Origin of the sequence: Bradyrhizobium sp. CB3481 (assembly GCF_029714305.1) — a bacterium.
Classification (GTDB): Bacteria; Pseudomonadota; Alphaproteobacteria; order Rhizobiales; family Xanthobacteraceae; genus Bradyrhizobium.
Genome location: NZ_CP121647.1, coordinates 5,875,611 through 5,888,672, shown reverse-complemented (window position 1 = coordinate 5,888,672; position 13,062 = coordinate 5,875,611). Strand labels below are relative to the sequence as shown.

The 13,062-nt window shown below is 61.1% G+C and carries 15 protein-coding genes and 2 pseudogenes; 8 read left to right on the top strand and 9 right to left on the bottom strand.

Going from position 1 to position 13,062, the window contains the following annotated elements; genetic code table 11:
• Positions 1-35 precede the first annotated feature (35 nt).
• Both QA643_RS28770 and QA643_RS28765 read right to left on the bottom strand, forming a co-directional pair.
• A complete protein-coding gene (locus tag QA643_RS28770) occupies positions 36-392 on the bottom strand; it encodes a hypothetical protein (protein WP_283029033.1) in 357 nt (118 codons plus the stop codon).
• Positions 393-497: 105 nt separating this feature from the next.
• Entirely contained in the window at positions 498-1,136 is a 639-nt protein-coding gene (locus tag QA643_RS28765) for a hypothetical protein (protein ID WP_283029032.1), read from the bottom strand.
• Positions 1,137-1,277: 141 nt separating this feature from the next.
• Here QA643_RS28765 and QA643_RS28760 point away from each other — a divergent pair, with 141 nt between their 5' ends.
• The gene (locus QA643_RS28760) at positions 1,278-1,958 is read left to right on the top strand and encodes an SET domain-containing protein-lysine N-methyltransferase (protein ID WP_283029031.1); all 681 of its coding nucleotides are present in this window, start codon (positions 1,278-1,280) and stop codon (positions 1,956-1,958) included.
• 3 nt (positions 1,959-1,961) lie between these two features.
• Here QA643_RS28760 and QA643_RS28755 read toward each other — a convergent pair whose 3' ends face one another.
• Together QA643_RS28755 and QA643_RS28750 are read right to left on the bottom strand one after the other, a co-directional pair.
• Positions 1,962-2,252, bottom strand: a complete 291-nt coding sequence (locus tag QA643_RS28755; RefSeq protein WP_283029030.1) for a DUF6522 family protein — start codon at positions 2,250-2,252, stop codon at positions 1,962-1,964.
• Positions 2,253-2,280: 28 nt separating this feature from the next.
• On the bottom strand, positions 2,281-2,709 hold the full coding sequence (locus tag QA643_RS28750; protein ID WP_283029029.1) for an Rrf2 family transcriptional regulator: 429 nt from the start codon (positions 2,707-2,709) through the stop codon (positions 2,281-2,283).
• A gap of 86 nt (positions 2,710-2,795) precedes the next feature.
• Here QA643_RS28750 and QA643_RS28745 point away from each other — a divergent pair, with 86 nt between their 5' ends.
• Together QA643_RS28745 and QA643_RS28740 are read left to right on the top strand one after the other, a co-directional pair.
• Positions 2,796-3,266 (top strand): group III truncated hemoglobin, encoded by a 471-nt coding sequence (locus tag QA643_RS28745; protein WP_283029028.1) that lies wholly within the window; start codon positions 2,796-2,798, stop codon positions 3,264-3,266.
• Positions 3,266-3,400 carry a hypothetical protein gene (locus QA643_RS28740; protein WP_283029027.1) on the top strand — a complete coding sequence of 45 codons (135 nt, stop codon included), beginning with the start codon at positions 3,266-3,268 and terminating at the stop codon, positions 3,398-3,400. Before QA643_RS28745 ends, QA643_RS28740 begins: the two co-directional genes overlap by 1 nt.
• 135 nt (positions 3,401-3,535) lie before the next feature.
• Here the strand turns inward: QA643_RS28740 and QA643_RS28735 are convergent, their stop codons facing one another.
• The 3 genes from QA643_RS28735 to QA643_RS28725 form a co-directional block, all read right to left on the bottom strand.
• Positions 3,536-5,101, bottom strand: coding sequence for a DUF2272 domain-containing protein (locus QA643_RS28735; protein ID WP_283029026.1), 1,566 nt, complete (start codon positions 5,099-5,101; stop codon positions 3,536-3,538).
• A 304-nt stretch (positions 5,102-5,405) separates the two neighbouring features.
• Positions 5,406-5,804 (bottom strand): hypothetical protein, encoded by a 399-nt coding sequence (locus tag QA643_RS28730; RefSeq protein ID WP_283029025.1) that lies wholly within the window; start codon positions 5,802-5,804, stop codon positions 5,406-5,408.
• Between the two features lie 90 nt (positions 5,805-5,894).
• Positions 5,895-6,116, bottom strand: coding sequence for a hypothetical protein (locus tag QA643_RS28725; protein WP_283029024.1), 222 nt, complete (start codon positions 6,114-6,116; stop codon positions 5,895-5,897).
• A 298-nt stretch (positions 6,117-6,414) separates the two neighbouring features.
• Between QA643_RS28725 and QA643_RS28720 the strand changes: the two genes are divergently transcribed.
• Positions 6,415-7,800: a tyrosine-type recombinase/integrase gene (locus QA643_RS28720; protein ID WP_283029023.1), complete on the top strand. Its 1,386-nt coding sequence runs from the start codon at positions 6,415-6,417 to the stop codon at positions 7,798-7,800.
• 257 nt (positions 7,801-8,057) lie between these two features.
• Here QA643_RS28720 and QA643_RS28715 read toward each other — a convergent pair whose 3' ends face one another.
• Positions 8,058-8,315, bottom strand: a complete 258-nt coding sequence (locus QA643_RS28715) for a hypothetical protein (RefSeq protein WP_283029022.1) — start codon at positions 8,313-8,315, stop codon at positions 8,058-8,060.
• 755 nt (positions 8,316-9,070) lie between these two features.
• Between QA643_RS28715 and QA643_RS28710 the strand changes: the two genes are divergently transcribed.
• The gene (locus QA643_RS28710; protein WP_283029021.1) at positions 9,071-9,250 is read left to right on the top strand and encodes a hypothetical protein; all 180 of its coding nucleotides are present in this window, start codon (positions 9,071-9,073) and stop codon (positions 9,248-9,250) included.
• 561 nt (positions 9,251-9,811) lie between these two features.
• Entirely contained in the window at positions 9,812-10,183 is a 372-nt protein-coding gene (locus tag QA643_RS28705; protein ID WP_349253240.1) for a hypothetical protein, read from the top strand.
• A 15-nt stretch (positions 10,184-10,198) separates the two neighbouring features.
• Here the strand turns inward: QA643_RS28705 and QA643_RS28700 are convergent, their stop codons facing one another.
• On the bottom strand, positions 10,199-11,302 hold the full coding sequence (locus QA643_RS28700; RefSeq protein ID WP_283029020.1) for an FAD-dependent oxidoreductase: 1,104 nt from the start codon (positions 11,300-11,302) through the stop codon (positions 10,199-10,201).
• 444 nt (positions 11,303-11,746) lie between these two features.
• On the opposite strand from QA643_RS28700, the pseudogene QA643_RS28695 reads away from it, so the two are divergent.
• Positions 11,747-12,829: pseudogene (locus QA643_RS28695) on the top strand (prenyltransferase/squalene oxidase repeat-containing protein); the annotation flags it as partial.
• Positions 12,778-13,002, top strand: a pseudogene (locus QA643_RS28690) (hypothetical protein); the annotation flags it as partial. The pseudogenes QA643_RS28695 and QA643_RS28690, both read left to right, overlap by 52 nt.
• Between the last annotated feature and the right edge of the window lie 60 nt (positions 13,003-13,062).

Sequence of the window (13,062 nt, the reverse complement as noted above, 5' to 3'; positions counted from 1 at the left end):
GGCAGATGCTCGCAGAACTGGCCGCGACTTGCCGCTCAGCAATTCTGGCAAATCTTGATTTGCCGCTTCAGCCTCGCATCGGCTTCCGGATCCTCATTGGGTAGCCGCGTCCACTCATCGTATCGCGCCCTGGCGTCCGATCTGGTCGACGCTTCCTTGGACGGGACATCATTCAGCGGGCCGAGAATGATCTCGCGATCGCGATTGCGCGCGGTCCGTCGCTTCGGCTTGGCCGGCGCGGCCTGATCGCCATCTGCCGTCGGCGCTTCGCCCAGCCCATCCCAGGCAATCGGCGCGCCGACGGTCGGTGTCGTCGAGCAGCCGGTGCCGGAGGCGCAGCAGCCGGAGAGGGCGCCGCAGGCCAACAACAGAGCAATGAGTTTTATGTGCACCACTGCCCCCCTTTGACGACGCGGCTAAAGCCTGGATTCACAATGCCCGGCAACTCAAGCCTGAAGCTTTGACGTTAATACGGCGATAAAGTGCCGGACTATATCTCATCGCGGCTTGGCCATGTCCACCGCGCGGCCGCGCTCGCCGATCACCTTCACTTCGTCCTTGCCGCACTTGAAATCGCGGGCGAATTCGTCCGCGGCCTGGCGGGCCAGCTCGTTGGCGTTGCGGTTGGCCTGGCCGTCGATATAGGCGACATGGCATACCGGCCCCGGCGGCAGCCGGGTCACCGCGAGCATCGGCTTCGAGACGGGGGTTCCGGCTTTGTCTGGTTGCTCGCTGTCGGAGATCATCCAGCGCTGAATGATCGCGAACGGCTTGCCGTCCACCGCCCGCCATTCGACGGTGTTGGCGGTGGAATTGAAGGGGGCAAACCAGGTCTCCGCGGCCGGCTCCTTGGCGGCGGCGGCGCGGCTCGGCCCCACCGAGACGGTCTGGCGCAGATCGTCCTCGCTGACTACCACCACCAGCTCCGCTTTGCCGGGGCAGACCTGCGCCACGCTGGCATTGTCCCCGGGCTTGCCGATGGTGCGGCAGTCCTTCGGCGCGGTCGAGGTGTAGCTGCTGCTGAATGTTTGGGCGCCAGCCGGTGAAATCAGGCAAATTGCAGCGGCAAACAGGGCCGCAGCGGCCGGCGCGCCGGGCTGCCGGTGGGTTACGCGTTTCATCTGCACGTCTCGCATGGAACTTCCAGGGATCAGACGTGCGCAATCTGGGGAAGGTTCATGGCAAAGGTACGAAACACCTGACTTTGCCGCGGAATCGTCCTAGAAGGTCGGCTTCGCATTTCCGTCCTTTACCGAACGCGTAGTCATCCAGTCGTCATGCCGTCCATTCCTTCGAACAAGCCCTATCGTGTCGGGCGATCCCGTACCGGACTTGGCCTCTTTGCCACCAAGCCGATCAAGAAGGGCACCAAGATCATCCGCTACTTCGGGCCGCTGCTGGATTCGAAGAAAAAGGAAGAGGACGAGATCGAGAACAAATATCTGTTCGAGCTCACCAACCGCTGGACCATCGACGGCTCGGTCCGCGAGAACATCGCCCGCTACATCAACCACGCCTGCAGGCCCAACGCGGAATCCGACGTTCGCCCACGCAAGCGCAAGGTGTTCATCCGCGCCATCAAGAACATCGAGCCGGGCGAGGAGATCAACTACGACTACGGCACCGATTACTTCAAAGCCTATCTGAAGCCGATCGGCTGCAAATGCGACGCCTGCGAGAACAAGCGCAAGAAGAAGCGCGCCGAGGCCCGCGCAGAGAAGGCGAAGCTGAAGGCCAAGGAAGAGCGCAAGGCGCTGAAGAAGGCCGAGAAGCTCGCCAAAGCGGAAGCGAAGCTGAAAGAGAAGTTGACGGCGAAGGCCGTGCGGAAGACGAAGAAGAAGCTCAATGGCCACGCGTTGAACGGCAAATCGCTGAACGGCGGCAGCCGGGCCAGGGTTGCCGGAAAGAAGCCGGCGGGGCGGAAACGGCCGGCCGCGGCGCCCTCCCTTCAGGCCTAGGCCTCATCCGCCGGGCTTATGCACCGATCTCGGCAGACGTGCATCGCCGAAATCTACCGCCGAGCGCTGAATGATCGCGCCTGTTGCGTCGACCACGACGCGAAACCGCCGATATTCGGAAAAGAAGGTCAGGCGATGCCGGCCGCTATCCGCATCCATTCCGCGCTCGGCCAAGCTCGTGATCCTGCCGGCGCGCATCTCCTGCCGTAGCAGGGACGGCGTCAGGCCGAGGCCTTCGGCGACGATGGCCGCGTCGATCTGCACAGTGCCGTTTTCGAATTCGATCGGTTTCATGCATCGCACCTGATGGTTCGTTCGCCCCTCATGCGTGGGCAGGGCTGCGCTTGGCCGGCGCGGGGTAGGCGCATTCCGCCAATGTGGTCGCATCGAGCTCGCGCATGAAGGCCTCGCGCGCGGCAGCGAGCTTCGCCTTCAGCCGGCAGCGCGGCTTCAGCGCGCAACTGCCGCCGTCCTCGCGGAAGCATTCGACCAGCGGCGGCCCTTCCAGCGCGCGGACCACTTCGCCAATGGTGATCGATTGGGCCGGGCGGGCCAGCATGAAACCGCCGCCGACGCCGCGCTGGGTCGAGATGAAGCCACTGTCGGCAAGGTCGCGCACCACCTTGGCGAGATGATTGCGGGATATGCCGAACTCCGCTGCGATCTCGTTGGTTGCGAACCAGCGGTCGGGCTCGCCAGCCAGCCGCATCAAGGCGCGCAAGGCGAAATCCGTGAATGACGTCAGGCGCATGAGAGCCTTTCAAAAGATCAGCTTGCAATTCATCTATAGCCGTCTAAATAGGTATTTGAAATACCTATTTAAGGGCAGGCTTGGTAATGGAAGCGATTGTGGCAGGGCCGGCGCGTCGAGAGCAGTTGACCGCCGACATCATGGAGCGGACGGGCATCGATGAGGCGATGATCGAGCGCCTGGTGCGCGGCTTCTATGCCAAGGTCCGTGAGGATGCCGTGCTGGGGCCGGTCTTCGAGACGCGCATCAAGGACTGGGAGCCGCATCTGGCGCAGATGTGCGCGTTCTGGTCCTCAGTCGCGCTGATGACGGGCCGCTATCACGGCACCCCGATGGCCAAGCACCTTCCGCTGCCGGTCGACGGCGGTCATTTCGACCGCTGGCTCGCGCTGTTCGAAGAAACCGCCCGCGAGATCTGTCCGGGTGAAGCCGAAGCGCATTTTGTCGAGCGGGCGCGGCGCATTGCGCAAAGCCTTGAACTCGGCATCGCCGGTTTCCACGGCGTCATGCTGGGCAAGGGGGATCGATTTCGACGCAACCAGCCAGGAGCAGTCTAATGGCCTATCGTGCACATGTCGTCACCAGCAAGGAGCAGGCTAACCCGTATTCCGGCAGCAGCCTGGTGCCGATGCTGGTTATCGGGCTGGTATTGACGTTTGCCGGGATGATCGCCGCGGTGGTTTTGAGCTGAGGCGCTTCCTCCATCATTCTGGGGAGGAAGCGACAAAGCTTTCCGATAATTCGGAGAACATAGCTGGCCACGCACGCCGAGCAGCCTTCTCGGGGACGCACCCTGATGTTGCCCAGCTGATCGAAAGACATCCTGTCACGAGGTGACCGGCACGATGAACTTTGCGAATACGAAGCCGTCCTTGATTCCGTCACCCTCGAGATCGACGAGCGCCCAACGGCCGGTCGGATTGTCTTCGAACTCGAGAACATTCAGCGGCGTTCCGTTGAGGAGCGGCGCGATGACCGGGAAGGTGGGGCCAGGGCCGCCGCGCAGCTTCAGATCAGTGCGTACGGAAACGACGTGGGGACCTAGCGGCATCGCCGGTGTCACGACGCCAGCTGCAAGTTGGTTTTCGACCACGCAAATGAGCTTGACGCCGATGGCCGATTGATTGAGGAAGCCGTTTGCGTCGAGCGGGAAGCGCTTCATGCCGACGGTCCCCGTGCCGCCTGAAAGGCCCTCATTGCCGCCGATCGTCACGGCATGACGCACGCCGTTGCGCACTTCGAAATCGACCACAATGGCACTGTGCGACGGATAGCCGGTGTTGGCGCGGGCAAAGTCGAAGCTGAGCGTTCCGCCGTCCCGATTGTGGTGAACCAGGTCGCCGAGCCTGGGCGCGTACTCGGTAACGCGGTGTCCGCGGAAGACGCCGCGGTCGGCATCGCCGTTGGCAATGGCCGCGCGAACGAAAACGCTATGGCTGAGATTGAACTTGAACTGGTCTGGTGTCGCGCCGGACTGCTTGACGCAGAATGAAACGAAGGCTGCCGACCAGGCATTCTCATTCAGCGTGGGGTCCAGGTTCCGGCTGCCGCCGCCCGCTTCATAATAATCGGCAATGCGGCTGCGCAGCGGTTCGTCGCCCTCGTCGATGCCATGGAAGCGGTCGAACTCGGCCTTGGCGATGGCGACGATCGACCGCCCGGCTGATGGAAGGGGCGCCATGGCGGGCGGCGTGGGCCTCGCGCCGACCGATGGCGTCGGGATTGTGTGCGCGATTTTCAGATAGCGATCGATGTTCTCGCCGTAGAAATGCGTCCCGTCATGGTGACCCTGCTGCAGTTCGCGGCTTTCCCTGAAATTGCCGAAACCGGTGTTGTAGACGATCGCGACAAAGGCCGACTCCCGATCGGTGAGTGACGCCTTGTCGCTGAAGCCGAGCTGGTCCAGTCCTCGTTTCAGCTCAGTCATCATCTTGTCGACACAGGCGTCGATGCTCTTCCAACGCTGCTCCAGGAAGAAATCCGGATCGCGGCGAAAGAATTGCAGGTCATATTGGAAAATGCCGTAGCCGTGCACGAACTTGTGCGGCCTCTGCGCCACGGCCTGATAGGCTTCGATGCCGGTGGCATCGGCCATCTCCACTAATAGCCGATGGGCCAGCTCGAACATCGCCTGACCTCGCTGAACCGCGATCAGCGCTTCCTTGTTCTTCGGGAATGCGCTGCGATTCGGATCATCGAGGGTGTCGCCGACCGAGAGCCGCAAAATCTCCTCGCGCGGCAGATGCAGGCGCAGCTTGCTCCACAATTCGCCGGATTCCTGGAACGCGATCGCGCTGACCAGATCGAAAGATATCGGCGTGCCGGCCAGGGCGGGGATGACATCCGCGGCGAACTGCTCTTTGAACCATTTGATTTCGTCTTTAATAGCCATTGGATCCCCCAAGCGTTTCCCGGTGGCGGGCAGAATCGGACTGACGATGCAAGAGCGGTCTTTGACGGCTGCCGTCTTTGGCTGCGGCGGAAAAAATCTTAAGTCGTCGCGGATATTATTATCCGCAGACGTTGTGAAGGATTGTTATCCAGTTCACAGTCGGTCGCCGATATCTGCTGCTTGAAGGGGCCTTACGACATTTGATCGCGACAACTGTATGCCAAGGCTCTACGAACGAAGATGGAAGCAATCCATTGTGGCGTGTGGCGCCATGGATTGCTTCACTTCGCAATAATGACAGAACTTACGCCGTCACCGTCTCACCACTCTTGCGCATGCCGATATACTGCAGCTCCGCAAACACGCCGGTGGCGATCGCCTGCGCCACGATGAACACCTGACCGAGCGGGTTCGGCGACACCGCACCCGAGAACAACAGCGCGATGCTGCCGAGAGTCCACGCGGCGTTACCGACGATCACGAGTAGCACCAGCGCCTTCGCCACCGTCGACCGCATGGCGAGCCAGCCGACCAGCGCGGTATAGGCGATCAGGAACAGGCCGGTTTCGCGGAGCAAGACGTCCGGCAGATTGAGGAACGGCGCCAGCGCGCCGGCGCCGAGGGTGAGGGCAACCGCCGCGACGCCGCTGAAGATGGCGTCGGCGAGCAGGGCACGGCTCAGGAAGGTGGATGGGCGGATCATGACAGTTCTCCTTGGCTGGGGGCTTGAAATGAGCATGATCTCTTTCCGAAAACCGGTACCCACTTTTCGGGATCATGCTGCGGGACGGGATCAGCGTTGCAGCAGCGACCGCAGCCGACGCATCAGCCGCACGGGGCAGAGCGCCTTGCCGATGCGGTTCTCGATCGTCTGCACCTGCACGAACACGAAGACGCCGGTGTCGTGCACCAGGGGTTCGGGCATGTTCAGAGAGCGTGCCACGACCCGGGTGGCCAGATTGATCACGACGGGGATCGCGGTGGCGGCGAGGCGGAAGAGCATAAGCATCAGCATGGGTCATCTCCTGTGCCCTCAAGATGAGCCAGCCGGTGACCCGTTTCGATTACCTCGGACGTAAGAAAGCAGGGTGTTCGGGCCCGTCCTAAAACGTTCTATGGTGTTTGCGCCTCCCTCAGAAACCCTTGAAAAATAGGGCGTTTCGCGTACATTCCTGTTCGTCACTGTTTGTTCTCATTCGCATCCAGTCGCCGACTTTGTTGGTATTTTTGTTGGTATCTGTTGGTATCTGTTGGTATCGGAAGAACAAACGTTCACGGCGTAATTCCGATTTTCCGAACTGAAAGACAAGCAGATGGCACGCAAACAGGCTGGCGAGCACTCCACCCCCGAGCAGATCAGGACCGATGTCGACTGTCGTGCCGCCAGACCGAAATTCGAGAACGGGGCTTGGACGGCTACCAAGATTTCAGACGTGACAGGTGGCGGCCTCTATCTCTTCATCAAGGCGGATCCAAACAGACCGGGCAAGGCCGCTTCAAAGCTCTGGCAGATGGCCTATCGCTTTCACGGCCGACAGAAGACCTACTCCATAGGGCCTTACGGCAATGGCAACGACGGCACCTTCTCGCTCGCCACGGCCCGTCAGAAGCGTGACGCCGCAAAGGCCCTGCTCGCCCAAGACCCGCCGGTCGATCCCTCCAGCGAAAAGCAATTCGCAAGGCATCGTCAGGCGGCTGAACGCCCTTTCGGCGTATGGATCGATGAATGGCTGGCAGAGAAGAAAGCCGAGAAGATCAAGCGCGGCAGGCTTGTCACTGTGCGCAGTCCCGATACCGTCGCGCTGCTCGAAAGATGGGCCGGTTATTTGAAGGATCGTTTTGGCAAACTTCATCGGAAGGATATCAAACGCCCTGACGTGCTCGCATTCTTCCGGTCGATGCAAGCTGAAGGCAGATTGGAGACCCGTGATCGAGTCCACAGCATCGGTCAACAGGTCTGCGACTATGCCGACCTCGAGGGTGATGGCTACAATCCATTCCGTGCCTGCAAGAAGCAACTCACGGTCAACGTCTCGACGCCGCGACCCGGCGTCACCGAGCCGCAGGATGTGGTGCGCCTCTTCAGGCTGATTATGTCGACATGGGAGAAGGCCAGATTTAACGATATGGTTGGTGATGCCCTTCGGCTCAATGCACTGACGATCCCTCGCCCTGGCATCATCAACAACATGGAATGGACTGAGGTCGATTGGAATGCCGAGCGCTGGACCATTCCCGGGGCCAAAATGAAAACCGGCTGGGAGCATGTCGTGCCGCTGTCGCGGCAAGCCATTACTATCCTGCGAGGCGTGCAGAAGGTCACCGGCAATCGACGCTATGTTTTCGCTTGCGCCGAAGATGCACCGCTGTCCAACAGAACGCTCTGTAGTCGGCTGCGCGCGCTCGGCATCGACACCAAGACCGAACATTGCGCTCATGGTTTCCGCACGACGTTTTCGACCCTTTGCCACCACGAGGAGATCACGGAAGCCAAGGTGTGGGATGGCGACGTCATCGAGCTGCAGCTGGCGCATCTCGAAAGTGACTCGGTGAAGGCGATCTACAAACGGCATGGACCTCTAGCCCTGATCGGCTCGCGCACGAAGCTGATGCAGCATTGGGCTGACCGGATCGATAGCTTCGCCGATCCAAAAAAGATTGTGGCGATCAAGGCAATCCTGGAAAACTGCGCGAACTAGCTAAGCTAGGGTTTGGGAAATCATCAGACCACGCTCATTGTGTCCCTCTTCGCGCAGCGCTGGACTAGCGCTGCCCGACCACCACCGCCGCCATTCAGCATTGGCAGCATTGACACGGTGATCAGGGTCCGCAGCCAAAGGTCGCTCATTGCCCGCGTCCCAAGGTTTAGGATCGCCCAGACAGAATTGAGTCCCGATCCCCGTGGGGACGGCCCCGCCGGAGTCGAGCCTACACCTGCAGGGGATCAATCGCCGCATCACTGCGCCGACGGGAAGCAATCGACTGATCTGAAACGCCGCCACCTCAACGAAAGCCAGCGCGCGATGTCGCGGCGCGGCTGGCGAACATGCCGGCGCAATGGCCAGCGGCCGACCGGATAAGTCGCGCGATCTTGCAAGTTGACGACGCCCGGATCGATGCCCACGCGAAGCACCGCGTTCTCCGCTTCGAGCCGCAGCTTCGACTTGAAAGGTGACCCCAGGAGGGCCAGAGCGAAACAGAATAGCCCGATCATTCCAGCAGCTTAGGCGATTCCATCACGCCATCAACTCGGAGGAAGGTTTTCCGTACACACAGTTATGTGCGGCCCACCGCAGGGGGCCGCAGAGTCTCTGATGATGCTCGATGCGCCCGGCAACGGTGCAAGCCCCCTTGTAGGGTTGTGGCACAGGCTTGAGAAGCGGACGTTCAGCGATCTTATCAGACGGTATCATGCGACCAATGGCATGGCTTCATCTAGACGGCAGCTTAGAGATGTATATAATTCGGCATACGTTTTTGCCGTGGACCATTTTGCCTTGCGGTCGGAAATCTTTGTTTCGGTCACATCTCATATTCTTTTCAGGACGGTCCCTTGATTGAGATTGTAGGCTCAACGTTGGCGGCCATCGCAGCGTCGGCGGGGCCCTACTAATAAATTGCAAGATAGCGAGCGGGACGCGTTGCATAACTCGGCTGTTCTTCTGAAGTTTGCGGCCGAGAGTCCTAAGACAACTCCAGATGATGTTGTCTCGCCATTAGTAACAGCGTGGGATGCTGCCGAGCAGAATTAGTGGTCGCCTGCAATCTCAATCCAGTTTTGGACGGCGTACAGCAAGCTTTGTGACCTCATAAAAGCAGTCTCCATGGATACGGTGCCGATGGTCCAGTTAGCTGCAGCTCCCCAAAATGGCTGGTGGGACTGGTGGACTGCCGGGCGATCACGGGCACAGATTCACGCCCGAAGGTATTTGATCCTTTTGCTGGTCCTAGTGGCGGGCGCAGTGGGGTTTGGATTTCATCGCTGATACCTCGGGCAAGCTCAGCGAGGAGATCGATGAACTTATGGTAGAGGGCGACGTTCTCGCTCCTCAGATCAGCTCGCATATCTCGGACCTCATGGGTGATCTCGATAGCCAGCAAATCGAAGCCGAATCCTTGATGGTCAACCTCGACGATAAGCCGTATTAGCAAAGAAACGAGAAAAAAGATCGACGAATTGCGAACAAAGCTCCAAACCCTGTACTGGATATCAGATCAGCTTCATTCCAAGGTCAATGCGATTTCCAAGATCACCCGCTTTAGCTCCATTCACTACGACGAGGGCGACCTGTCGCGACTTCCCCTTCTGGACAAAGGCTTCGACAATGTTCAAAACTACTATCGAACGCGTCGGGAAGTTCGTGAGGCGCAGCAAAAGGTGGCTCTGTTAACGCTTTTTATAATGCGCTCGTTCCGCTTTTGTTGGGAGCGGTCGGTGCGGGGACCTATGTCCTCCGACTGACGTCAGAGAAAATCAAGGACTCGACGTTCGCATCTTCGTCTCCTATCAGACATGTCGTCCGCATTGCGTTGGGAAGTCTCGCCGGGCTGATCATCGGTCTCGGTGGGTTCAACAATGAGCTTAATTTGTCGTCTGCCGCTTTATCGTTCTTGGCGGGCTATGCCGTCGAGCCGGTATTCTCGACGCTAGATGGAGTAGCTGAGAAGTTCAGGAGGACTTAGGAAGATTGCGGTTCGGTTGAAACCCGTTTGCCGTCGCGCCAGTCCGCCTCCGCCCTTTGGGCTACGGCCGAGTTCGAAATAGCCCGCCGAAATGGTTCGTTCTTCTTGCCAATCGGCGCAACGGGCGGTGCTGCCAGGAGGATTGCTGAGCGGCTCCTGAGCGCTCCGGCATCTGAGCGCAAGAAGATGCGATGTCCGACCAATGCCGAACTCAAGCGGTTGCTGGATGAAAGCCAGCCGCCTCTCAACTTTTCACCTAGGCAATGGACATCGTGCGTGAGGCCGTTGGCATTTGAACGTGCTCAAGTTCAGCGCGCTCGGCAAGTTCTTGTAAATAAAGGATCGAATTGGCTGGGGGACTTACTGGAGCCGTCCCCTGACTCGCCCCGATTTCTCTAACGCCCAAGATAAGCCTCACTGAACAAATCCATCGCTGCGCCGATTTGGCCGCAGCCGAACCGGATCGAACGGCGTCAGATCCGTACTATGCGAGATGCCGCCGGCAATCAGCTCTGCCAGGGCTTCGCCCGTTGCCGGGGCGTTGAGAATACCCCAGACGCTATGGCCGCTGGCGTAGACGCCTTCGCTCTGCAGCACTTTGCCGATCAGCGGCAGACCATCGAGTGTGACCGGGCGGAAGCAGGCTTGCCGCGCGATAAGCCGTTCCGCCCGGAACACAGGTGATAGCCGCCCGGAGATCGCCTGAAGGCGATCGATCTCGCTCGGCTCCGGCGTGACACTGGCGGGGTCGAGCGGGAGCGGAATCTGATCGGAGAAGGCGGTGACAAGGGTGCTCCCGTCCGCCCGCGGGAAGACCTCGACCGTCACGACCGCACCGCTCTCCTCGTGATAATCGAGGAAGAGGGCCTCCGCCGGAACATCGGTGCCGGTTTTGTAAACCAGGCTCGGGCTTCTCTGTCCGAAGACGGCGGGCAGATGCACCCACGGGGCGGCAAGCATCGACCACGGCCCCATTGCGATCACGACGGCATCCGCCTCGATGGGGGCGCCATTGACGTCAACGCCTCTTACCCTCGATCCATCCGCAGTTCGGACCAACCCTGTGACCTGTCCCAGGCGCAGTTCGGCACCGTGACTCTGCGCCGCGCTCATGATCGCGGACGTGAATTTGCGCGGGTGAACAATCGCCGTGGTTTCCGGCGTGCCGAGACGATGCGCGATAAGTACCTCCTCGGAGAGCCAATCGAGTTTGGCCGGCGCGTGACGACGAGCGTCACGCTCGGGGACGACAAACCCGCTATAGGCGGCCATGCGCTGATAGGCCCAATCACCGGCGATCTCTCGGGGCAGGGCGGCATGAAACTGGAAGCTTCGCCGCGCCAGTGCGCCAATCGGGGTGCCGGCGCACCAGTTGAGGGCCAGAAACCCGCCGGCCTTGCCGGAAGCTGCCGCGGCCACCTCGGTCCGTTCCACGACGACGACCTCGATCCCGCGGCGACTGAGGAAATAGGCTGTACAGGCGCCGATTACACCGGCGCCGCAAATTACGACCCGCATGATCTCTCCATGGATCCTACAGAAGCGTGGAGCCAATCCAGGCCCGGTTCATTCGCTACCCGCTCGTCCGACCGCCAATTCGATCGCGGGTTTTCGGCCGAAGTCGTGGTGGCAGGGAGCGTAAACACGTGGCGTTGCTTTGGTGCCTCTCCAAATAACAGCGGAGACCAGAAGATGTCGCCCTGGAGGACCTCTCCTATCGGACACGTTCGGCAAGAGCCAGTTCTTCGGTGTCGTGCATGAGCGAAAACAAATGCCAAAAGATGTTTAGAATCATTGCGATTGTAGAGCAGCCGAGGCGCTCCCGCACAAGCTGGAGCGGCGCCCTCAACAAGTTGATCGCGCGGTTCGAACTGCGCACAACGCGTCAACGATACAGCCAATTGTTGCTGATGGAAGGCTCTCCGCCGGCAGCCGCCATGCGGCTTGGCCACGCAAACGTCGCAGAGTGCATCCTTGCTCGGCGGCGTGGCGCTTCCGCGCCACCCGGCGCTGTTGCCGTTGCGGCACGCGTGCCTGGTCAAGCTGGGGGCGGTGGCGTGCGCACGCCGTGACACAGGGGAGCACGCCGCAGGTCGGGCGCGCCGACGCGTATCTGCAGGCGGCAGCGCGGGCGATGCGAAGCGGCATCGAAGGTGTCGTTCCCAACGTCTGGCCGATCAATGTGTCCGAGCCATGCTGGTCGCTGTAACCTGCATCTGGCCGGGCTGTTCGCGTATCGCGCGCTCGCCGAGGCGGTGCGCGTGATCGTCGCGCAGCCCGACGCCCGCCCGGGCGTGCGCGGTCTGGGCCCGGCCTTGCACTTCGCGGCCGATGCGGACGACACCGCCGTTGCGTTGTGCGTCCTGCGCCTTGCAGGCCGCGACCGGTGGTCGATGCGTTGCGCCATTTCGAAATCGGCGAGCTGTTCGTCACCTTCCCCGGCGAGCGCAATGCCTCGGTGTCGACCAACATCCATGCCCTGCATGCGTTGCGACTGTTGGGAAAGCCCGCCGCCGGCACCAGCGCCTACGTTGAGGCCAATCGCAACCCGCACGGTCTATGGGACAACGAAAAATGGCACGTTTCATGGCTGTATCCCACCGCGCATGCGGTCCCTGCGCTGGCGCAAGGCAAGCCCCAGTGTCGCGACGAGCGCGCGCTGGCGGCGCTGCTGCAGGCTCAGCGCGACGACGGCGGCTGGGGCGCCGGCCGCGCGCCCACATTCGAGGAAACCGCTTATGCGCTGTTCGCGTTGCACATGATGGACGGGAGCGAAGAGCCGACAGGGCGCCGGCGCATCGCGCAGGCGGTAGCGCGTGCGCTGGAGTGGATGCTCGCCCGCCATGCGGCGCATGCATTGCCGCAGACCCGCTGTGATCGAAGGAACTGTATTGCCCCACCCGGGTCGTGCGCGTGGCCGAACTCGCCGGGTTGCGGCTGGCGCTTCGTTGGGGGCGGCGCGTCCTGGCCGAGGGAGCAGGAGCGGCGCCAGGATCCAGACCGAACGCGCGCTGCAGCAGGTGCTGGAGTGGGGGCGTTCCCTGACCGGGTTCGCCGACGAGCATGCCGTGGAAGCGGTCAGGGGCGGCCAGTACATCCTGCAGCGCATCCACCCGAGCCTGCGCGACACCAGCGCCCGCACCGGCCGCGATCCGCAGGACGAAACGCTGATCGTGGCGTTCTATCGCGAACTGGCGCTGCTGTTCTGGCTCGACGATTGGCGCCGTTCCAGGGAAATTGCCGTGCGCAAAGCGACTTGTGATGATGAACAGGCTGAA